Source organism: Vibrio sp. Isolate25 (assembly GCF_022398025.1).
In the GTDB taxonomy this organism is placed as follows: Bacteria; Pseudomonadota; Gammaproteobacteria; order Enterobacterales; family Vibrionaceae; genus Vibrio; species Vibrio coralliilyticus_A.
In genome coordinates this window covers 64,309-87,270 of the sequence record NZ_JAKEUT010000012.1, presented here as the reverse complement: position 1 = coordinate 87,270, position 22,962 = coordinate 64,309, and the positions used below count along the sequence as shown (strand labels likewise).

General features: G+C 44.8%; 18 protein-coding genes. 6 read left to right on the top strand and 12 right to left on the bottom strand.

Annotated elements, in window-relative coordinates:
* Positions 1-527: 527 nt before the first annotated feature.
* The 7 genes from L1D15_RS17885 to dusA form a co-directional block, all read right to left on the bottom strand.
* Entirely contained in the window at positions 528-1,304 is a 777-nt protein-coding gene (locus L1D15_RS17885) for a phosphoadenylyl-sulfate reductase (RefSeq protein WP_239876584.1), read from the bottom strand.
* Positions 1,297-3,033 carry an assimilatory sulfite reductase (NADPH) hemoprotein subunit gene (gene cysI, locus L1D15_RS17880; RefSeq protein WP_239876583.1) on the bottom strand — a complete coding sequence of 579 codons (1,737 nt, stop codon included), beginning with the start codon at positions 3,031-3,033 and terminating at the stop codon, positions 1,297-1,299. The genes L1D15_RS17885 and cysI overlap by 8 nt, the downstream gene beginning before the upstream one ends.
* Positions 3,033-4,892, bottom strand: coding sequence for an assimilatory sulfite reductase (NADPH) flavoprotein subunit (locus L1D15_RS17875; protein ID WP_239876582.1), 1,860 nt, complete (start codon positions 4,890-4,892; stop codon positions 3,033-3,035). The genes cysI and L1D15_RS17875 overlap by 1 nt, the downstream gene beginning before the upstream one ends.
* A gap of 126 nt (positions 4,893-5,018) precedes the next feature.
* Entirely contained in the window at positions 5,019-5,249 is a 231-nt protein-coding gene (locus tag L1D15_RS17870; protein WP_239838676.1) for a hypothetical protein, read from the bottom strand.
* 146 nt (positions 5,250-5,395) lie between these two features.
* Positions 5,396-6,070, bottom strand: a complete 675-nt coding sequence (locus L1D15_RS17865) for a TIGR04219 family outer membrane beta-barrel protein (RefSeq protein ID WP_239876581.1) — start codon at positions 6,068-6,070, stop codon at positions 5,396-5,398.
* A 90-nt stretch (positions 6,071-6,160) separates the two neighbouring features.
* A complete protein-coding gene (gene pspG / locus L1D15_RS17860; protein ID WP_006963183.1) occupies positions 6,161-6,370 on the bottom strand; it encodes an envelope stress response protein PspG in 210 nt (69 codons plus the stop codon).
* 170 nt (positions 6,371-6,540) lie between these two features.
* Entirely contained in the window at positions 6,541-7,542 is a 1,002-nt protein-coding gene (gene dusA / locus L1D15_RS17855; protein ID WP_239876580.1) for a tRNA dihydrouridine(20/20a) synthase DusA, read from the bottom strand.
* 997 nt (positions 7,543-8,539) lie between these two features.
* Here dusA and L1D15_RS17850 point away from each other — a divergent pair.
* The 4 genes from L1D15_RS17850 (at position 8,540) to L1D15_RS17835 (ending at position 14,318) form a co-directional block, all read left to right on the top strand.
* Positions 8,540-9,577 carry a two-component system response regulator gene (locus tag L1D15_RS17850; RefSeq protein WP_239876579.1) on the top strand — a complete coding sequence of 346 codons (1,038 nt, stop codon included), beginning with the start codon at positions 8,540-8,542 and terminating at the stop codon, positions 9,575-9,577.
* A gap of 21 nt (positions 9,578-9,598) precedes the next feature.
* On the top strand, positions 9,599-13,216 hold the full coding sequence (locus L1D15_RS17845; RefSeq protein ID WP_239876578.1) for a response regulator: 3,618 nt from the start codon (positions 9,599-9,601) through the stop codon (positions 13,214-13,216).
* Between the two features lie 166 nt (positions 13,217-13,382).
* Entirely contained in the window at positions 13,383-13,841 is a 459-nt protein-coding gene (zur, locus tag L1D15_RS17840; protein WP_239838671.1) for a zinc uptake transcriptional repressor Zur, read from the top strand.
* A 15-nt stretch (positions 13,842-13,856) separates the two neighbouring features.
* On the top strand, positions 13,857-14,318 hold the full coding sequence (locus L1D15_RS17835; protein WP_006963190.1) for a chemotaxis protein CheX: 462 nt from the start codon (positions 13,857-13,859) through the stop codon (positions 14,316-14,318).
* A 48-nt stretch (positions 14,319-14,366) separates the two neighbouring features.
* Here L1D15_RS17835 and cysC read toward each other — a convergent pair whose 3' ends face one another.
* Genes cysC through cobA form a run of 5 tightly spaced genes read right to left on the bottom strand, consistent with a single transcriptional unit; the run spans position 14,367 to position 20,006 of the window.
* Positions 14,367-14,984, bottom strand: coding sequence for an adenylyl-sulfate kinase (gene cysC / locus L1D15_RS17830; protein ID WP_239876577.1), 618 nt, complete (start codon positions 14,982-14,984; stop codon positions 14,367-14,369).
* Positions 14,985-14,994: 10 nt separating this feature from the next.
* Entirely contained in the window at positions 14,995-16,719 is a 1,725-nt protein-coding gene (locus tag L1D15_RS17825) for an SLC13 family permease (RefSeq protein ID WP_239876586.1), read from the bottom strand.
* A gap of 23 nt (positions 16,720-16,742) precedes the next feature.
* A complete protein-coding gene (gene cysN, locus L1D15_RS17820; RefSeq protein ID WP_239876576.1) occupies positions 16,743-18,155 on the bottom strand; it encodes a sulfate adenylyltransferase subunit CysN in 1,413 nt (470 codons plus the stop codon).
* 17 nt (positions 18,156-18,172) lie between these two features.
* On the bottom strand, positions 18,173-19,105 hold the full coding sequence (gene cysD, locus L1D15_RS17815; protein ID WP_227495665.1) for a sulfate adenylyltransferase subunit CysD: 933 nt from the start codon (positions 19,103-19,105) through the stop codon (positions 18,173-18,175).
* A gap of 34 nt (positions 19,106-19,139) precedes the next feature.
* Positions 19,140-20,006: a uroporphyrinogen-III C-methyltransferase gene (gene cobA, locus L1D15_RS17810; protein ID WP_239876585.1), complete on the bottom strand. Its 867-nt coding sequence runs from the start codon at positions 20,004-20,006 to the stop codon at positions 19,140-19,142.
* 262 nt (positions 20,007-20,268) lie between these two features.
* Here cobA and cpdB point away from each other — a divergent pair, with 262 nt between their 5' ends.
* Positions 20,269-22,230, top strand: a complete 1,962-nt coding sequence (gene cpdB / locus L1D15_RS17805) for a 2',3'-cyclic-nucleotide 2'-phosphodiesterase (RefSeq protein WP_239870323.1) — start codon at positions 20,269-20,271, stop codon at positions 22,228-22,230.
* 117 nt (positions 22,231-22,347) lie between these two features.
* Entirely contained in the window at positions 22,348-22,917 is a 570-nt protein-coding gene (locus L1D15_RS17800; RefSeq protein WP_239870326.1) for a Crp/Fnr family transcriptional regulator, read from the top strand.
* The last annotated feature ends 45 nt before the right edge of the window (positions 22,918-22,962 follow it).

Genomic DNA, 22,962 nt, shown 5'->3' with positions numbered 1-22,962 from the left:
CATAAGTAATGTTTGAATTGACTGTGCTGAATCCGAAGATTCAATGGTCACTTCGTATCATTGAAACCTAAATTGTTTCCGAAGAAACTATTTGGATTATCATCAACGAGTGCCCACACAGATTGATAGGTTTATATTGTTAAAGAGCTTCTCTTCTTGTGGCTCTCACCACTTCGGAAGAGGCGGCCATTCTAGCGTTTTAAGTTTTAGTGTCAACCACTTTTTCAAACTTTTTCTTAAGCGTTTCCGCTTGGCTAGTTAACCTGTCGATTGCGCTTGAACCCTTGTGAGCCCTTGCCCTGTCGACAAGGAGGCATTATAGAGATCGCGCTCACATTGGCAAGCGTTATTTTGAAAAACTTGCAAAAATAACGTTTAACAGGCTAACTTTCGCCCAAAACCTTATTTATCCAACTTTACCCCAATTAAGCCAACAAAATATACACAGAGTTATCCACATTCGCTGTTTTTCACGTAAAAAGAAAGGCCGCTCTCGCGGCCTTTTTATCTATATATAGAGGGAAAAACTAAATCCCCGAACCATCTTGTTCACTATCGTCTTCGTGAAGACCACATTCACGCTTCAATCCAAAGAATCGAGTTTCTTCTTCACTCATACCTGGCTCCCACTTTTTGCTTGTATGGGTATCACCAACGGATAGATAACCTTCATCTCTTAGGGGATGATAAGAAAGTCCGTTTTGCTCTAGGTAATAATGAACATCTTTATTCGTCCAATCGATCACAGGCAAGAACTTAAACACACCATTTTGAATCGATAAGATTGGTAAACTTGCTCGTGATTTAGATTGCTCACGACGTAAACCTGAGAACCAAGTTCCTACTTCAAGCTCATCTAAAGCTCGCCTCATCGGTTCGACTTTATTTAGTTTGTTGTATTTCTCTATTCCCTCTATACCTTGTTCCCACAATTTTCCGTAACGCGCTTCCTGCCAGTTAGCACTTTCTTTTGCGCGATAGACCTTAAGGTTTAGCGTCAACTGCTCACTCAGCTTATCTATAAAACGATAGGTTTCTGGAAACAGATAGCCAGTATCAGTCAAGATAACGGGAATATCAGGCTTTTGCTCAGTAACTAGGTGCAACATAACCGCTGCCTGAATACCAAAACTAGAAGAAACAGCAAATTGACCTTCTAGGTTTTCAAGAGCCCAAGCTACTCTTTGCTGTGCAGTTAGCTGCTCTAACTCAGCATTAATTTGGCCAAGCTGGAGTATCTGTTCCGTCTTAGTTAATGAGAGAAGTTTCGCTAACTGAGGTTTAGAAGCGACAGAATCAAGCATGTAAATCCCTCATCGATACTTTTACCTCTTGGATGATTCCAGCACGAATTGCAAAATCACCAAACCCTTCACCCGTTTCACGTTCTTGCGCCCAATGACCAACCAGTTGATCGATCTCTTCAAGAATCTGCTTATCGGTAATGTTCTCTTTGTACATCTTTGGAATGCGTGTACCCGCTCGGTTACCACCTAGGTGGAGGTTATAACGTCCGGGAGCTTTACCGACTAAACCAATTTCAGCCAACATAGCGCGGCCACAGCCATTTGGACAGCCCGTCACACGTAAAATGATGTTGTCTTCTTCTGGTAAACCGTGCTTTTCAAGGATAGCTTCTACATCAGTGACAAACTGTGGTAAAAAACGTTCGGCTTCAGCCATCGCAAGTGGGCAAGTTGGGAAAGCGACACACGCCATTGAGTTTTTGCGCTGTTCACTCACACTATCATCAATTAAACCGTGTTCGCGGGCAATCTTCTCGATCTTGGCTTTTTGGCTTTTAGCCACACCCGCAACAATTAAGTTTTGGTTGGCCGTCATGCGGAAATCACCTTTATGGATCTTGGCAATTTCAGCAACCCCTGTCTTAAGAGGCTTACCCGGGAAGTCCAGTAGACGACCGTTTTCGATAAATAGTGCTAAGTGATGTTTACCATCGATACCTTCAACCCAACCGATACGATCGCCACGGTCAGTAAATTCATAAGGTCTACTTTCAGCAAACTTAATACCAGCGCGCTTTTCTACTTCAGCTTTAAACACATCAATACCGACGCGATCTAAGGTGTACTTGGTTTTCGCATTCTTACGATTCGAACGGTTACCCCAGTCACGCTGAGTGGTAACGACTGCCGCTGCAACATCAAGCGTTTTGTCTAGCGGAACAAACCCAAAGTCATCGGCACGACGGGCATAAGTGGAAGTATCACCGTGGGTCATTGCAAGACCACCCCCAACTAACACATTAAAGCCCACCAGCTTGCCATTCTCACCAATCGCCACAAAGTTAAGATCATTTGCATGAACATCAACATCGTTCTGTGGAGGAATCACAACCGTGGTTTTGAACTTACGAGGAAGATAAGTCTTACCAAGGATTGGCTCGTCACCTTCTGTTGTCTCTACTTTCTCGCCATCCAGCCAAATTTCGGCGTATGCCTTAGTCTTAGGTAGTAAATGCTCACTGATTTTCTTCGCCCACTCATAGGCTTCTTGATGTAGCTCTGATTCAATAGGGTTAGTCGTACACAAGACGTTACGGTTAACATCACCCGCTGTGGCAATCGAATCAATACCAATACTGTTTAGGGTTTGGTGCATCAACTTAATATTCGGCTTAAGAACTCCGTGAAACTGAAAGGTTTGACGAGTCGTCAGGCGAATACTGCCGTAAAGAGAGTGCTCAGTCGCGAACTTATCAATCGCTAGCCACTGATCCGGTTTGATAATGCCACCCGGCATACGAGCACGCAGCATGACATTATGTAGCGGCTCAAGTTTTTGCTTTGCACGTTCATTACGAATGTCGCGATCATCTTGCTGATACATACCGTGGAAACGAATCAACTGAAAGTTGTCGGCATTAAAACCACCTGTAATTCTGTCTTGTAGGTCTTGCTCAATGGTACCGCGTAAGAAGTTGCTTTGCGTTTTTAGACGCTCGTTATCAGAAAGCTTTCCTAACTCTTCGCCTAATACAAGCTGCTTATTATTCTCAGTAGAAAAAGTCATTAGTACACATCCCTTTGATAACGTTTCGCTTTACGTAGTTCGTTGATAAATTCTTCCGCATCATCGCGTGATAGCTGGCCTTGTTGCTCCGCAACATGAATCAAGGCTTCGTGTACATCTTTCGCCATGCGTGTTGCATCGCCACACACATAGAGGTGAGCGCCTTCTTGGATCCACTGCCAAACTTGTTCAGCGTTTTCCAGAATACGATGTTGCACATAAACTTTCTCTGCTTGGTCACGGCTGAATGCCACATCAAGACGATTTAGCACTCCAGACTTAAGGTACTTCTGCCACTCCACTTGGTAGAGGAAATCTTGAGTAAAGGTGCGGTCACCGAAGAACAGCCAATTTTTACCTTCAGCATCTCGGTTATCTCGTTCTTGAATAAAGCTGCGGAAAGGTGCGATACCTGTACCTGGGCCAATCATGATCATTGGGGTATTGTCATCTTGAGGTAGCTTGAAGTTATTGTTGTGCTCAACAAACACTTTCACTTCACCACCTTCTTCTAAACGATGAGAAAGGAAGCTAGACGCGCCACCAAAACGCTTTTCATCTCCCTTGTTATATTCAACAACGCCTACTGTAAGATGGACTTCTTCATCCACTTCACTTTGACTAGAAGCAATAGAATAGAGGCGAGGGGTCAATCGGCGCAGCAATCCAACAAGTTCCTCAGCAGATAGTTTGGTTTTCTTTTCTGCCAGAACATCAACCACTTGAGTGTTAGTTGCGTATTCGCGTAACTTGTCTTTATCTTCCAATAACTTGAGTAATTTCTTGCTACCTGATAGCTCTGCAAACTTGCTCACAAGCTGGGGGTTTGCAGAAGTGATTTCGTACTTACTTACCAACGCACTGTGGATGGAAATACTCTCACCATCAACATCAACACTTTCAACACCAGACAACCCAACTTTCGCCAAGATAGCATTTGCAAGAGCTGAGCTGTTTTCAAACCAAACCCCAAGGGCATCTCCGGGCTGATATGTTAAACCCGAGCCTTCAAGATCGATCTCTACGTGGCGTACATCTTTGCCTGAATCACGCCCTGTAATTTTTTGGTTCGTAAGCAGCGTCGCTGTATAAGGATGTTGCTTGTTATATGGAGAATGACCTAGTGCAGCCTGACCCACTGGAAGCTGTACAACCTCAGCCTCAGAATTAGAAGAGAGCGCTTCTTTGACCTTCTCTAGCGCTGATGCCCGCCACTCAGCAGCGAGCGCTTCATAGTCCACATCAAGATCGACTCGTTCAATAAATGATGTCGCGCCAAGCTTAGATAGGTAAGAATCGAAATCTTTACCCGTCTGGCAGAAGAATTCATAACTCGAGTCTCCCAGACCAATCACACCGTATTTCAGGTTGGGTAATTTAGGTGCCTTCTTAGACTGAAGGAATTCATGCAGCTCAATCGCATTATCTGGAGCTTCACCTTCACCGTTGGTGGAGGCAACAATAATGACGTGCGTTTCCTTCGCCAGATTTTTTCCTTTGTAATCGCTAGCATCAAACAGCTCGACGGCAATGCCTTGAGCTTTTGCTTCTTGCTCAAGCGCTTCAGCAACGCCCTTGGCGTTTCCCGTCTGAGAGGCAAAGATAATAGAAAGCTTGCCTGCTGGTTTTGCAGCTACAGCCGCAGCAGCCTGACTGATAGGTGCAGCAGCGCCTGCTGTTTGAGGTTGAACTTGTGATAGCCCCCAAAAATAACCACTGACCCACGCCAACTGTTGAGGTGACAGTTCTGAGACGGTTTGTTGTAGCGTATTCAGTTGTTGATCATTTAAAGGAGAAGCGACTGACGGTAATTCTTGTGGTGTGTTTCCTTGAGAGGACACGTTCTTGTTTAAAGACATGGTCTCGACATCCCTATTCATTGCGTGATGATAGATTAACCACTCCCTTTAATAACAAGAAAGAATAGAAATGAATGTTTTATAACTTTTGGAATTAAAGAAAGCCGAAAGTTTAAGCAGGCAAGTTTACTTCGCCTCAACGCGTACCTGTCTGAAACCGACAGCCATCGCAGACTTTGATGCTAGATCTAGATCCAAATAGTGACACTCTTCCCCATGGGAGTCAGTTAATAACACAAAGCCACCGCGAGCGTGGCGAAACTCGACAATCCATGTTCCTTCCTGAGCTGAAGGTTCGATGATGGCTTCAACTAACTGATTTTCTCGGTAAAGATTTCTAAGCTCATTGATAGTCATGAGAATCCTTCTCTAAAATTATTGATAAGAATCCTTAATAAGCATGGCCGAAAGACAAAAAACTGCTAAAAGAAAAGTGAAAATATAACTAATAGGCATAAAAAAACGCTGCGATATTACGCAGCGTTTTTAGAAAAATAATTCCGTTAGAAACTGTATTCAGCACCGACGAAGAAGCCGTTCGCCATCATGAAAGGTTTGCCTAAAGTACTCTCTTCCAACGTAGGTTTAAACTCATCGGACTCAAGATCAATAACACGATACCCTCCTCGGAAGGTGAGCGTGGAGTTATTCAATGGCATTCGATACTGCATACCCGCCATCAGGTCGGTGCTCTTAATACCACTGCTATCACCAAAGTTCATTTCACCGATAATATCAAAGTTCGTGTCTGGCACTGTGATTTCCGCGTAACCATAGAAGGCCCACAGCAACTCATTAAAATCTTTAGTTTGGCCTGTTTCTGCATTCTTGTACTTTGTATTACTCATATCACTGAACGTAATACCAGCATCAAAATGCATCAGCTCATGTTCCATCACTTGGTAATATAACGTGAGATCAAGCTTATCAAACGCCATAAACTCATTATCAACACTGGTGGTTCTGATTCGTGCATTCGGCACATATTTGATGTCGTGCTCGATCGCCGCATAAACGCTTGGAGTGACTTCTTTATCACGGCGGATTTCATTGACTTCTGTATCTACCCACCATGCTTCAGCCCCAACTTTTGCAACGACAGAACTTTCTGCCATTGCTGCTGAACTTGCCATCGATATCGCAGCGGCAGTTATCACTGCCAATGCAGATCTGTTCATCTATTTTAGCTCCCGAGCTCATTGAGGTTAGAGATATGAGAGCGATAGTAGCACACCCACACAACGATTTATGTCAAATTACTGCGTGGATTAACGATGGCTGTACACGTAGTTTTTAAAGAACCAAATACCCACCGCTATAACAATCAACCACGGAATCAGTTTAATCACCGCACCGACCATGCCGAGTAGCACCATGACCATCAAAGCAAACCCTGCCGCAGCAAAAACCGTGAACATGGTAAGACCTGTCACCAACAATGTTGCAATAAAGACCAATACAAAGATGAGTTCAAACATATCTTTCTCCTTAGTTAGCTTTCACATAGCAGAAAGCAGGCCAAGTTAAAGAAAAACACATAAGCATTTGATTTTAAATAAAATAAAAAGAGACATCTCTTCAGGTGTCTCTTTTATTGATTTTCTTGATTGGTGAAATAAACCAACTTAATACTATTAAATGGTAAAATTTACACATTCAATTCTTTAGGAATTTTACTCAATGCTGTCTCAACAACCTCAATGCCAGAGCCTGGCTTGTGAGCATTTTCACTGATATAACGACGCCATTGACGCGCCCCCGGCATATTCTGGAACAAACCCAACATATGACGAGTAATATGGCCAAGGTATGCCCCTTTCTCTAGCTGGCTTTCAATGTACGGGTACATCTCTTCCACAACTTGAGTGCGCTTCTTGACAGGCTTATCTAATCCAAAAATCTGCTGATCAACTTCCGCTAGAATATATGGATTCTGGTATGCTTCACGGCCTACCATAACCCCATCAAGATGTCTCAAATGCTCCTTGCTCTCTTCCAGTGTCTTAACACCGCCATTAATGGCAATTGTCAGGTGTGAAAAATCTTTCTTCAGCTGATAAGCACGTGGATAATCAAGCGGTGGGATCTCACGATTCTCTTTTGGGCTTAGACCAGAAAGCCAAGCTTTGCGCGCGTGAATAGTAAATTGCTCACAGCCCCCCTTCTCGGAAACCATTGATACAAAATCGGTCAGAAACTCATAAGAGTCCTGATCATCAATACCAATACGAGTTTTTATCGTCACTGGAACATCCACGACATCGCGCATTGCAGCGACACATTCTGCCACCAGCTGTGGTTCTGCCATCAGACACGCACCAAAACGACCATTTTGCACACGATCAGACGGGCAACCAACGTTGAGGTTGATTTCATCGTAGCCGCGATCTTGCGCCAATTTCGCACACGTTGCCAAATCCTGAGGGTTTGAGCCACCTAACTGAAGTGCCACCGGATGCTCTTCTTGGTTATACGCAAGAAAATCACCTTTACCGTGAATAATCGCGCCCGTCGTCACCATTTCGGTATAGAGCAAAGTTTCGCTCGTCAGCAGTCGATGGAAGTAACGACAGTGTCTGTCAGTCCAATCGAGCATGGGTGCAATGGAAAAGCGGTTAGCCGCGTATTTACTAGTATTTTCAGGTTTCATAAGGTGTTACTCGAAATCTTATACCACTGCTATGTATGAATATTCACTATCACAACTAATAGCAATTTTTGCCAGAGCGTGAGCTTCAAAGTGGCGTGGTCAAAAATAATCGGTGGATTATACACAGACAAGAAAAAACATTCAGGAAAAGAGTGTCTCAAAGTGAAGGGATAAGCGTTGTGCGGCGCTTTTCGGACTAGACGGTGACAGAATCAATATCGTTAAATTAATGTACCAGTTCTCATGATAAGGGGAAAACAAGTCAAGAATAGAAAGTAAACTTCAAAAAAAATGCTGGCCGAAAATGAATTGAAGGCCAGCACCGTTCCATGAAGCAAATGAAATGATTGACAAATTACCCATAGGGATCTTTATCGTAGTAAAATTAAATATGAGATCAATTTCATATTAGTTTTTTCGTTATTCATCGCACGATTTTGCGTATTACACCTAGATTTAGAGTCGCGTCCCCACATAAACCACTTCGAATATGTGAACTCAATCATCTTGGATTACATAAGGTCCACGCAAAAAAAAGCTGGCCCTTGGAGTTATCGGCCAGCATAAATATCTGAATTAAATGAAAGATACATGAATGTTACAGTTTCATATCATCCCGTTCAGGGACGGAATCAACCATACGGTAAGAGAAATAAGAGCGCAAGTGCATATGCAACTTAATTAATCAGAAAGCTATGTTTTTACCTATTACACTACTCAGCACACAAATGAACACATATTAACTAACTGAAAACTCTAAACTAGTATTAATAAAACTACCTACATGTACATCTGAATACATCCCTTTAAGCTTATTTACCAGCAGGCTCACCATTCCTAATCCTGAGTCTGACTTTTATCGGCAAACTTGTACATGCTTCACTGTTCATGAATTTGACTCATCTGATTGGTTAATTAACGCTGCAACTATTTATAAATATTCACTATTCTATCTGTTGATACATACTAAGAGCGCATAGTAAAAGGACTTACTCTTATGGTCTCTGAAGCATTAGACAAACCCACCATACTGGTGGTCGATGATATTCCAGACAATATCCATACTCTGTCTGGTATTCTTTCCGATGAATTTAAGATAAAGGCAGCCACCAGCGGTGCGAAAGCGCTCAAAATAGCCAATAGCTCTCCACGACCTCATTTGATCTTACTCGATATCATGATGCCAGAAATGGATGGCTATGAAGTGTGCTCGATTCTAAAGTCCAACCCACTCACTTGCGATATTCCCGTGATCTTTGTGACTGCTAAAGCGGAAGTGGTGGACGAGCAAAAAGGCTTTGAGATTGGTGCTGTCGACTACATTACCAAACCTGTCAGCCCACCCATAGTCAAAGCTAGAGTAAAAACACACATCGCACTGTACGATCAAAATCTAGCGTTATCGGTTCAGGTGAAACAGCGGACTGAACAACTGGAGCGCAGTCGCCTTGAAATCATTCAACGCTTGGGCCGTGCCGCTGAATACAAAGACAATGAGACAGGCATGCACGTTATCCGAATGAGTCATTACTCACGTATTCTGGCTGAGCAACTGGATGTCAGCAAACGCTGGGTAGAGCTGGTTTTTCAAGCTTCGCCAATGCACGACATCGGCAAAATTGGCATCCCTGATCATATTTTAGGTAAACCAGGGAAACTCGATGGTGATGAGTGGGCAGTCATGCAAAAGCACGTCAACTTCGGCGCTGACATTATTGGAGACAGTGATTCGCTGTTGCTGCAAATGGCGAAAGAAATTGCCCTGTATCACCATGAGAAATGGGATGGCAGTGGTTACCCACATGGCACTCAAGGAGAAGCCATTCCTTTAAGTGCCCGAATTGTCGCGATTGCCGACGTGTTTGACGCTCTAACCAGTGAGCGGCCCTACAAGAAAGCTTGGCCTGTTGAAGAGGCAGTGGCCCTGATTGAAGAAGGCGCTGGCGCGCATTTTGACCCCAATTTAGTGCCTATTTTCATCAGCCAACTAGATGAAATCCTAAAAATCAAAGAGTCCTTTAAAGACGAATTTTAAGCGCTTCGGCTAAGGTAGAGAATGAATCAAGTACAAGACTATGCGCTCGATTCTAAGCGCATTCTTACCGGTTTTGTCATTGCCTCTGTCATGTTGCTGGTGGTCGGCAGCATTGGATGGATGAGCCTCAATCAACGCTTTGAGACCGTGGAGCAATATGCTGGTAATGCCCAGCTATTATCAACATTAGATAGCGTGAAAATGCTTGAACAGAGCTATATTCGCCTGCCTCAAGATGAGCTCTCTGATGATATTTACCACCAAATAGATAAAGCACAGGCTTTATCAGAGATCGCCATCGCCAATGGGATTGATGCACAAATTACAGATGCACTTGTCGATTATCGCCAAGATTTTACCCAGTACATCCAACTCAACCAGAGCGAAAACACCACACGTAAGGAAATGACAAGTGTCGCCGAGCAAGCAGCTAATGCCATCGATGCCCTGCAACAACTGCACGAAGAATTCGTAGAAAATGGCATCGTGAGTATTGAAGCGTTGCGCGATCAGGTCGATGAAGATTCTGATAACGCAATACGAGCACACTGGTTAGTCGGTTTAATTGCCAATTCACAAAACCATCATAAGTCATATGTACTCACTAAAGACCAGCAGGAGCTCAACCAAGCACAGTTTGAGTTGAAGAAAATCGACCAGCTCATTAACTTACTGGAAGATAAACTGACCGAACAAACCAGTGTGAACAAACTGACACTGGTTAAAAACGCCAAAAACCGTTATTTAACATCATTAGTCCAACTAAGAAGCTGGTCCAACATCGGCGACAAACTTCAACAAAGCATTCTCAGCCAAGTCAATCGCTCTGGTGATGAGATGGCGCGCTCAGCCACCGACTTGCGTAACCATCTTCAGGATATCCTCAGAACATCGCAACAAGCGGTTTCTAGCACTCAAATAGCCATCAGTGAACGTCTGGCGGTGAGCTCTAATTTACTCGTTCTCCAGTCTTCGATCAGTGAAGCACAACAACTTGATCGCGACTATTCATTGTCACTTTCACCAACGCGCCAACAAGCGATTGCTGACCAAGTGAATGATTATCTCGAATATGCCCTGCGTCTTCTCGATAACCTATCAGCTCAAGTGCCGACCGATGAAGAAAAGATCAATGTCGACCAAATACAAACCCTGACTAACAGCTACTACACGCTGTTCAATCAATTAACTTCAGCACGCAGTATTACTTCACAGCAAATCGCTCAGCTAGAAGAAACATACGAACGATTACAATCTTTCATTCAACCTGTCTATCAAGAGCAACTCAATACGGTGGAAAGTTCCGGTGCCATTGCCCGCTATCTGGCTATCGGTGGCGCTATCTTTGTAGTGACCTTACTGCTACTTGGCTTACTCGCCCACAAGTCCCATGCTGCACTAGAACGTTTCGCCGATAAATTGTCATTGGCGAGAGATGAAGCCGATGCGGCAAACAAAGCGAAATCGGACTTTCTCGCCAATATGAGTCACGAAATCCGCACACCAATGAATGCCATTATCGGAATGAGCTATCTCGCCCTGAAAACAGACCTTTCTAAAGCGCAACGTAACTATATCCAGAAAGTAAAACTTTCCGCTGATTCTCTTCTCGGTTTGATCAACGATATCTTGGACTTCTCAAAAATTGAAGCGGGTAAACTGGATATCGAAAACGTCGATTTCCATCTGGAAAATGTTCTCGACAATATTTCTAACCTCGTTGGTTTACGTGCCTCCGAGCGCGGACTGGAACTGTTGATCCATATTGATCGCGATGTGCCCACCGCCTTAGTCGGCGATCCTCTTCGTCTTGGGCAGATCCTGATTAATTTGGCTAACAACGCCGTCAAGTTTACCGAACAAGGTGAAATTAAAATCAGCATCACTCTAGATAAAAAAGAAGGCGACAATATCACCCTCAAGTTCTCTGTGTCTGACAGTGGGATCGGCATGACATCGGAACAATGCAATAAACTGTTTAACAAGTTTACTCAGGCAGATAGCTCAACCACACGCAAATATGGAGGGACAGGTCTTGGCCTGGCTATCAGTAAAGAGCTTTGTCAGCTGATGGGCGGAGATATTGATGTGGCCAGTGAGCAAGGTAAGGGCTCTACCTTCATCTTTACTGTCCAACTAGGCGTTAGTCATGCATTGAAGCAAGAACCATTATTAGTACCGAAAGAACTCGGCCAGTTGAAAATTCTGGTGGTTGATGACAATGCCAGCGCACGATTGATCGTAGAAGACATTCTTCAATCCCTTCAGTTTGAAACCACCTGCGTCACCAATGTCGATAGCGCTCTGGATGAGTTAGAAACAGCGCTCACCAATGAAAAACCTTATGATTTAGTAATTTCGGACTGGCAAATGCCTGTCAAGGACGGCATCGATTTAGCGGAAATCATGTGGGGCAGACTAGCGGAACCAGCTCAGCCAAAACTCTTAATGCTAACAGCCTATGGCCGCGAAGAGCTAACCGATGCTTTCATCCAGCGCCAGCTAACACCACCATCAATTCTGGATAAACCTGTCACCTCCTCACATCTTTTCGATGCCATTGTGACGCTATACGGCGTTGAAGGCAGTCGTGTCAGCCGAAGCGATGTAGAAGAGCAGACACAGCTCGCTAATGCTCAACAACTGGCTGGGGCACAATTGCTGCTCGTCGAAGACAATGAGATTAACCAAGAGCTGGCCACTGAACTGCTTGAAGGCCAGCAAGTTCATGTCATGGTGGCTGAAAATGGGCAGGTTGCTGTCGATCTCTATAAGCGCCATGACTTCGATGGCATCCTGATGGATTGCCAAATGCCTGTAATGGATGGTTATGAAGCCACGGAGTTCATTCGTCAGAAGCTCGACGACCCACATATCCCCATTATCGCTATGACGGCTAACGTTATGGAGCGAGATAAAGAAAAAGCCAAAAAAGCAGGCATGAATGACATTATCGCTAAGCCTATCGATGTTGGTGCTATGTTCAGTACCCTAGCAAAATGGATTACACCTAAACATCCGCAACAGTTAGTGATGGCAAAGGGGCAGCCCACCAAGCAAGTCCCCGACATTACTGGACTCGATATAACATCAGGATTGACTCGTGCCAGCGGGAATGCAGATTTATACATCAGACTCATTCTACGTTTTGCCAGTACTTATGCCGATCCCAAAGCGGTAGAAATTGCCATCTCTGATGCAGACAGCACAACACGACAACGCAATATTCATTCTTTGAAAGGCGTTGCTGGTAACATTGGAGCAACGGCCCTGCATGAACTTTGTCAAGAACTCGAACAGGACAGCAAAAATCGAGACTTACGCCAGCGTGTCATCAAAGTACTGGCTACCTTGGTCAACAATATCCATTCCAGCCAGCTAACGAGTGAAAAGCCAACTCCCTCTTTAACTGAAGATACGTTCAATGAATCACTATTTAACCAGCTCAAGCAGGCCGTGGATGAAAACGACACCCACGCCCTTTCGATCATAAACGATATCACGTCAAGCTCATTAGTTGGGTTATCTGAATCTGATTTTACCCAGCTCAACAGCGCCTTGGAGGAGTTTGATTTCGAATTAGGCCAAGAGATTTTATCCAACAGAGCGCACAAAGTCAGTAATGCCAATGCGCCGTAACAGTATCGTTTTATTAACAGATAAGGTAACTTATAGCACTTAAAGCAGATCCAGTTACCGTAACCGCAATTAGATAGGTTAACTCACTGACTGTCTTATCAGAAAATGCCTCTTGATAAACGAAATCCGTCAAGAAATGGTATATTATTACTAAAGTCCAATGGTTATGGTGAAAGATTTGGACCACAAGCTAATAAAGCAGATTGAAGAAATGTGTGCATCACGAGGGGTTAGACTAACGCCTCAAAGAAAAAGGGTTTTTGAGCTCATTTGTTCAAGCCCCAAAGCATCAAGCGCATACGAGTTATTGGAAGAGCTAAAAAAGAGTGAACCGCAAGCGAAACCACCAACGGTGTATCGCGCACTCGACTTTCTTTTAGAGCAAGGGTTTATCCATCGTGTTGAATCGACCAATAGCTTTATTCAGTGCAGCTCTTGTAATGCTCATAAGCACTACTCACATTTACTGATTTGCGATAAATGCAGTAATGTTATTGAACTCCAAGATGAGAGCTTGATAGCTTTACTGGAAAATAACGCAGAAAAACATGGCTTTACGATCACAAACCACGTGATTGAATCTCATGGCATTTGTCAGTCATGTTCAAATGAACAGACGGAATAAGAATAGAAGAAGATTATGCGCGCTGAATTTGTAAACCCGTTTTTAGCTTCTCTGATGAACGTTCTAAAAACGATGGCTTCTCTGGAATTGAAGCCACAGAAACCTCGAGTAAAAAAAGATGAAATTGCTCGCGGTGATGTTTCAGGTTTAATTGGGATGGTAGGTCAGCAGACACGCGGTTCTATGTCTATCACATTTGATGAAAATCTGGCTCTAGAAATTATGCAAAACATGTTAGGTGAACGCCCTAACGGTTTGAATGACGAAATTACCGACATGGTGGGTGAAATCACTAACATGGTCGCTGGTGGTGCAAAACGTATCCTTTCCGAAAGCGGCTTCGATTTCGATATGGCAACGCCAATCGTAGTATCAGGCAAGGGCCACACCATCCGCCACAAATGTGAAGGCGCGATCATCATCATGCCATTCACATCTCAATGGGGTAACGCGTTTATCGAAATTTGTTTCGAATAACACGCCCCTGACAGATAAAAAAAAGCTTCCTTGGGAAGCTTTTTTGCTTTATGCGATGATCTTTCTCTGCTTAAGCGCGGTTAAGCAATCCTCCACCAGCGCATCGATGGATTTCTCACCCGCAAGCAAGTCAATCTCAGGGGCTAGTGGCGCTTCATACTCAGAATCAATCCCAGTGAAATTAGCGATCTCTCCCGCGCGAGCTTTTTTGTATAGCCCTTTAGGATCACGCTGTTCACACACTTCCAATGATGTATTGACGAAGACTTCAAGGAACTCACCATCTGGCAGTAAATCTCTTACCAGTTGACGCTCAGCACGATGCGGGGAAATAAAAGCAGACAAAACAATTAAGCCCGCATCAGCCATCAGTTTGGCTAGCTCACCAATACGTCGGATGTTCTCACGGCGATCCTGCTCAGAGAAACCAAGATCACTACACAAACCATGACGCACATTGTCACCATCGAGTAGATAAGTGTGATAGCCCTGCTCTGCCAGTTTGTTTTCCAAGGCTCCTGCAACCGTCGATTTTCCTGCGCCAGATAAACCTGTAAACCAAAGCACAACCGGTTTTTGTTGCTTTAGTTTGGCTCTGAAAGCCTTATCAATATTATGCTGATGCCAAACAATGTTTTCATCTTTGGTCGGCGTTTCCGTGGTCATAATTCTGTCCTTAAAACGGGAAAAATTGAGGGATCAAAGCCAATACCAGCACCGAGTAAACAATGGATACTGGAATACCGACTCTGATGTAATCTGCAAGCTTATAGTTACCTACGCTGTAAACGAGTAAGTTAGTCTGGTAACCATAAGGTGAAATAAAGCTGGCACTGGCACCAAACAGCACCGCCATAATGAATGGCATAGGGTCGACGCCATAGCCAATTGCCATACTGTAGCCAAGTGGAAACGCGAGCGCGGCAGCTGCATTATTGGTCACCAGCTCGGTCAGTATTAGAGTAAACAGGTAAGTCGCTACCAAAGCGCCAAATGCCCCCCAACCATTGAAGGTTTCCATAAACATCGCGCCCAATGTGGCGGATAAACCAGAGGACATCATCAGCTGGGCGATCGATAAAGCAGAGCCGACAATGACAACGATATCGACAGGAAAGCGACGTCTAAGCTCTCCCATCTGAATCACGCCGAAAAACATCGCCGCAAGAAGAAATACCGACAAGCCTTTAATCAATGGAACAACATTCAGCAAAGCTGCACCAATCACGCCTGCAAACCCAAGTAGTACTAGGCTTGATTTATTCACATCTAGACGAGCACTCGAATCTAGGTCATTGACTAAAACAAACTCTTTGCGGTGCGCCTTACGCTCCTGCTCGAAGCGTTTTCCCGGCGCTAACACCAAAGTATCACCGGCATTGAGTTCTATATTACCCAATCCACCCTGCAATCTTTCGTGGCCACGACGAATAGCGACCACAACCGCATCAAAGCGATCACGAAAATGGCTGGACTTGAGAGTCTTATTGCAGAAGCTAGCCGAAGAGCTCACCACCACTTCAACAAAGCTCTGGCCGTTGAGGTGATGTTGACCAAACAGCGTCAAGCCTTGAATTTCCTGAAGTGTCGCAACGCTTTCGATATCACCACAGAACAACAAGCGATCTTTGGCCTGTAAGACAAAATCCGGTTCCACCGATGCCATGGTTTTACCACCACGTATCACTTCCGCTAGGAACAGTTTTCTCAATGCACGTAGGTTGTTTTCACTGATGCTCCGCCCAACCAAAGGCGAACCTGGTTCAACGATCGTTTCCAGAAAATATGGCAACTCTTCCTGATGTTTATCTTCATAGTTTGGCAGTAAGTAACTCAACGGGATCAAGATCAACAAGCCCGCCACCAGTACAGATAACCCGATCATGGTTGGCGTAAAAAAGCCAAGACTTGGCAATCCTGCATCTTCGACAAAGCTATTGATGATCAAGTTGGTTGACGTGCCAATCAAGGTCAGTGTACCGCCAAGGATCGCAGCATAAGACAATGGTATCAGTAGCTTTGATGGTGCATGAGTTTGATTGCGCTTGATGGCGCCGATCAAAGATACCACCACAGCGGTGTTGTTAGTAAACGACGATAGGAATGCCGTCGATAAGCCCAACTTAGCGACAACAGCGCCAAGCTTACCTGTCGATAAGGAACGGCTTACCCAACTAATCAGCCGTGTTTTTTCCAACGCGCTGGAGGCAAGAATCAGCAACACCAGCGTTAACAGAGAGGAATTGGTAAAGTTAGTGGCAACATCACCAAGTTCAATCATGCCCGCAAGAAACGCTATAAACGCTGCTCCTGCAAATATGAAACTTGGCTTAATTCGTGTTGTGATCAGGCACGTAACGATACCTAACAACACTGCCAACACGAATCCTTGCTGCCACATCATATTCTACCTGCTCCGCTCGGTTAGATTTTCGCATCCCACTCAGGGAAGTGCTTAAGAATCAGAGCTTTTAGCTCGTTTTCGAAAGCCCCCATTCGCTCCTGAGGAGAACGCTGACGCTCAGCCAAGGCATCGCGAACCAAACCCGCACCTACGGTTACATTAGTCAGGCGATCGATGATGATGAAGCCACCGGTATCTTGCACGGCATCGTAATTGTCGATGGCGACCGACTCATTTAATGTCCACTCACACAAACCAATACCATTCAGTGGTAGCTCTTCTGCTTTGTGCATAGACAGGTTGTTGATGTCGTACTGGTGACGAATGGCTTCAACGCGGCCTACCGTCTTCTTGCCCGCAATCTTCACATCGTAATCACGGCCAGCCTGCAATGGCTGTTCAGTCATCCACACCACATCAGCAAGCAGTCGGTTACTTGACTCAACTTGAGCATGTTCAAGTACGATCAAGTCACCACGACTGATATCGATCTCATCTTCCAATGTCAGCGTTACCGCAAGGCCCGCTTGAGCTTGCTCTAGGTCGCTATCAAAAGTCACAATACGCGCCACTTTCGAACTCTTACCTGAAGGCAGAGCTTTGATACGATCACCTACTTTGACATTGCCTGAGGCAATCGTGCCCGCAAAACCACGGAAGTCGAGATTTGGACGATTGACATATTGAACAGGGAAACGGAAATCACCCTCTTCTTTGATCTGGTCAACATCGACATTTTCCAGAAGCTCGAGTAAAGATGGCCCTTCAAACCAGCTCAGGTTATCACTCGCTTCCACCACATTGTCGCCCTCTAGCGCAGACAGTGGAATGATCTGAATATCGGTTTCGCCTTGGAGGTTTTCTGAGAACGACAGGTATTCGTCACGGATCTCTTCAAAGCGTTGTTGCGAATACTCCACCAGATCCATCTTGTTGACTGCCACCACAAAGTGCTTAAGGCCAAGCAAGTTTGAGATGAAAGAGTGACGACGAGTTTGATCCAATACCCCTTTACGCGCATCAATCAAAATGACCGCAAGATCACAGGTCGAAGCTCCTGTCGCCATGTTGCGCGTGTACTGCTCATGCCCCGGCGTATCGGCAATGATGAACTTACGTTTCTGGGTAGAGAAATAGCGATACGCGACATCAATCGTGATCCCCTGCTCACGCTCAGCTTGCAAGCCATCAACCAAAAGCGCTAGGTCTGGACGTTCACCGGTGGTACCGACGCGCTGACTATCCGAATGAACGGCGGCCAACTGATCTTCATAAATTTGCTTTGAGTCGTGGAGTAGACGACCAATCAATGTACTTTTACCATCGTCTACTGAACCACATGTGAGGAATCTAAGTAGAGATTTGTGTTGATGCTGAGTCAGGTAACCTTCGATACCAAGTTCAGCTAATTGAGCTTCAACTGCACTGTTCATAATCTTTCCTTAGATCCTTAGAAATAACCTTGTCGTTTCTTCAATTCCATCGATCCCGACTGATCGTGGTCGATTGCACGACCTTGTCGTTCACTCGATGTCGCAACCAGCATTTCTTCAATAATGCCCGTCAGTGTATTGGCGTCTGATTCGATCGCTCCGGTCAGCGGGTAGCATCCTAAAGTACGGAAACGGACGTTTTTTTCTTCAATCACTTCACCTGGTTGTAGCTTCATTCGCTCATCATCCACCATAATAAGCATGCCATCACGCTCAACGACTGGACGCTTATCAGCTAGGTAAAGCGGAACAATTTCGATGTTTTCCAAATAGATGTATTGCCAGATATCTAGCTCAGTCCAGTTGGATAGTGGGAACACACGGATGCTTTCACCTTTGTTGATCTGGCCGTTGTAAGTACGCCATAACTCAGGACGCTGATTCTTTGGATCCCATGTATGGTTCTTGTCACGGAAAGAATAGACACGCTCTTTCGCACGAGATTTCTCTTCATCGCGGCGCGCACCACCAAAAGCCGCATCAAAACCATACTTATTCAACGCTTGTTTTAGACCTTGAGTTTTCATGATGTCAGTATGCTTGGACGAGCCATGTTCGAATGGGCTACATCCCATCGCAAGACCTTCTGGGTTCTTATGAACCAAAAGCTCAAAGCCGTATTTTTCTGCAGTTTTGTCGCGGAATTTGATCATCTCCTTAAACTTCCAGTCGGTATCGACGTGAAGGAGAGGAAACGGGATCTTACCTGGGTAAAAAGCCTTACGAGCAAGATGCAGCATGACTGAGGAGTCTTTACCGATGGAGTACATCATCACCGGATTATCAAACTCTGCGGCAACTTCGCGGATAATATGAATACTTTCCGCTTCTAGCTGCTTGAGATGGGTTAAACGTTCTTGGTCCATGTTAGTGCTTCCTTTGCGGCTCACTGGGAGCGTCTGACAAATTCTAAATAAATGGGCATTACGCGAATTGGCGCTGTTGTAATGGTTCTTGCTGTGTTCCAAACCACGTTAATTTTTCTGATAAAGACACGACTTCACCAATCACGATCAGTGACGGTGACTCAGCATCTTGAGCAAGGGTTGCCAGCTGTGACAGCTGACCTTTAAAAACTTTCTGACAGGATTGTGTTCCGCGTTCGATGATCGCAATAGGAGTGTCTGGTGAGCGGCCATGTTCAATCAACTGACCTTGAATGTATTCAGACTTCATCAGCCCCATATAAATCACCAGAGTCTGATTGCCACGAGCCAGCGTTGACCAATCCATTTGGTCACTTTCCGCTTTAAGGTGGCCTGTGATAAACATCGCCGTCTGCGCGTAATCACGATGCGTCAATGGGATGCCGGCATAGGCAGTAGCACCAGCAGCAGCGGTAATGCCAGGCACAACGTGAAACGAAACGCCTGCATCGGCCAAGACTTCCAGTTCTTCACCACCACGGCCAAAGATAAATGGATCGCCACCTTTGATACGCACAACACGATGTCCTTGTTGAGCGAAGTCCACCAGTAGCTGATTGGTTTTTTCTTGAGGAACACTATGATGACCAGCACGCTTACCGACACAGACTAAGATCGTATCGCTCGGTACTAGTGCCATGATTTCATCGGAGACTAAATAGTCGTAAAGTACAACATCCGCCTGCTGTAAAAAGCGCAGTGCTTTGATGGTCAGCAATTCAAGATCCCCCGGACCGGCACCAATAAGCGCTACTTCACCCGGGGTCAACACACTCTTGCCAATACTCACTGAAGCAACAGCTTGGTCTTGCTCTGCTCGTGGGTTGTTGAGTGGAAATTGAGAAACTGTATCCTTGCTCGCCATCATGTAATTCCTTTCCTATCGCTGAAAGCATTATGGCGCTCTAGATATATTACCTGAAATTCTAAAATTTCATTTTTTATACCTTTTTATGATAAGACTAGAATGCAATATGGTTAATGCTGAGGTACAGATGAGATCTACCAAGCAGAACGGCATAAAGTAATCGCTCTAGGTCACAGTTTATTAATGAGTGAAATATCCGTTGCACATCGTTTTGTTACATTATGCAGCGTCTCACAATAACGCTATCGGAGCTTATAAAATGAAAGTCGCAGTGAAACCTCTTTCGATTGCCGTACTGGGTGGCATGCTAACTATGGCTGGCCCTGCTATGGCTGAAACGATCAAATTACGCATCGTAGAAACCACGGATATTCACACTAACGTCATGGACTACGACTACTACAAAGATAAACCGACTCAGAAAACCGGTCTGACTCGTACAGCAACGCTGGTTAAGCAAGCTCAGGCCGAGGTAGAGAACAGCGTACTGGTTGATAATGGTGACCTTATCCAAGGCAGCCCTATGGGTGACTACATGGCCGACAAAGGCATCAAGCCAGGTGAAGTACACCCTGTTTACAAAGCGATGAACCAACTAAACTACGATGTCGGTAATATCGGCAACCACGAGTTTAACTATGGTCTCGAGTTCCTTGCAGAAACCATCAATGACGCTGACTTTCCTTACATCAGCGCAAACGTGTTTGATAAGAAAACAGGCAAGCACTACTTCAAGCCTTACATCATCAAAACTCATACTTTTAAAGATGTTGATGGCGTAGAACATGAAATCAAAGTGGGCTACATTGGTTTCGTCCCACCACAAATAATGGTTTGGGATAAGAAAAACCTAGAAGGCAAGGTATTTGCGAAGGACATCAAAGAAACTGCAGAAGAGCTTGTCCCTCAGATGAAAAAAGAAGGTGCGGATGTGATCGTTGCCATTCCACACTCTGGCGTAGCATCTGATCCTTACAAAGCAGGTGCAGAAAACTCAACTTACTACTTATCAGAAGTTGAAGGCATTGATGCGATCGCCTTTGGTCACTCACATGCTGTCTTCCCTGGTAAAGGCTTTGACAACATCCAAGGTGTGGATAATCAACAAGGTACTATTAACGGCGTCGCTTCAGTCATGCCAGGCCGTTGGGGCAGCCACGTTGGCGTTATTGATTTAGAGTTAAAAGAAAAGCAAGGAAAGTGGACCGTTGTTAAGGGTCAGTCTGAAGCTCGTCCTATCTATGACGAAGTGGCCAAAAAGTCGCTGGCTAAAGCCGACCCTGACATGGTGAAAGCACTAGAAGCAGACCATAAAGGTACTCTGGATTTCGTCAACCAGCCGATTGGTAAAGCTAATGATGTTATGTACAGCTTCCTAGCTCTGGTTCAAGATGACCCGACCGTACAAATTGTTAACCTAGCGCAAAAAGATTACGTTGAACGCTTCATTCAAGGCGACCCTGATCTTTCTGATATTCCAGTCCTTTCTGCCGCAGCGCCATTTAAAGCAGGCGGTCGTAAAAATGACCCAGCAAACTTCACTGAAGTAGAGTCAGGGCAGCTTACTTTCCGTAACGCAGCTGACCTTTACCTATACCCGAATACGCTTGTTGCGATGAAGGTCAAAGGCAAGGAAGTGAAAGAGTGGCTTGAGTGTACAGCGGGCCAGTTCCAGCAAATCGATGTGAACAGCACTGCACCGCAGCAACTAATCAATTGGGATGGCTTCCGTACTTATAACTTTGATGTCATTGACGGTGTTGAATACCAGATTGATGTGACTCAACCCGCCAAATATGATGGTGACTGTAAGCTGGTTAATGAAGGCGCTGAACGTATTGTTGGTTTGACTTACCAAGGTAAGCCAATCGATATGGAGCAAGACTTCCTAATCGCGACTAACAACTACCGTGCCTACAGCAACAAGTTCCCAGGTACTGGTAGTGAGTTTGTGGCGTTTGATTCTCCGGATGAAAACCGCTCTGTTATTGCTTCTTACATTAGTCGAGTAAGTAAAGAAAAAGGCGAAGTCACGCCAAGCGCAGACAACAACTGGACATTCGCTCCAATTAAGTCTGACAACAAACTCGATATCCGCTTTGAAACGTCACCAAGTGACAAAGCAGCAGATTTCATTGAGAAGAAAGGTCAATACCCAATGAAACATGTCGCTACAGACGAAATTGGTTTTGCGGTTTATCAGATCGACCTGCAAAAGTAAGCATGTGATATTGCTTTCAAGCCGCGATGTCTATCGCGGCTTTTTTTCATCACAAGTTAGCGAATCATACTTATTCGGTTAGAATTCTAAGCATGTTTTAGTTGATGATAAAAATTCATGCAGCCCACCGAACGCTTTACGGAACAGCTCCAAGCCACAGGCTTCAATCATAATGAAATAGCCCAATTGCTTGACTCAGCTCAGCTTATTGAGCTCCCAACCCGACATATATTGCTTCACCAAGGTCAACTCGCCGACGAAATCTTTTTTCTCATCGAAGGAATTTGCCATTCTGCCTATCTCACTGATAAAGGTAAGGAATTCAGCAAGGAATTTTACTGGGAACACGACTGGATCATCGGCTTCGAAAGTTTAATCAAGCAACAGCCTTCGCCATACCTACTAGAATCTCTGACCTCTTGTGTGCTCTTCTCACTTCCAGTAGAAACACTTCGCCAATGGCGCAGTCAAAAACATAGCGTGTATCTCAAGCTACTGGAAACTCAGTTGATGTACAAAGAGAACAAAGAACGCTTTATGCTGTTGTATACCCCAGAAGAACGTTATGAACTGTTCTGCCAGCATTACCCGCACTTACCTGAAAGGCTAACCGACTATCAGATAGCCGCGTATCTAGGTATTACACCGATTAGCCTGAGCCGAATTAAAAAGCGAATGCAAAGTTAACATTTGTTAATGCTGACAGGGTTCATCACTGCTAACTTAGATCTT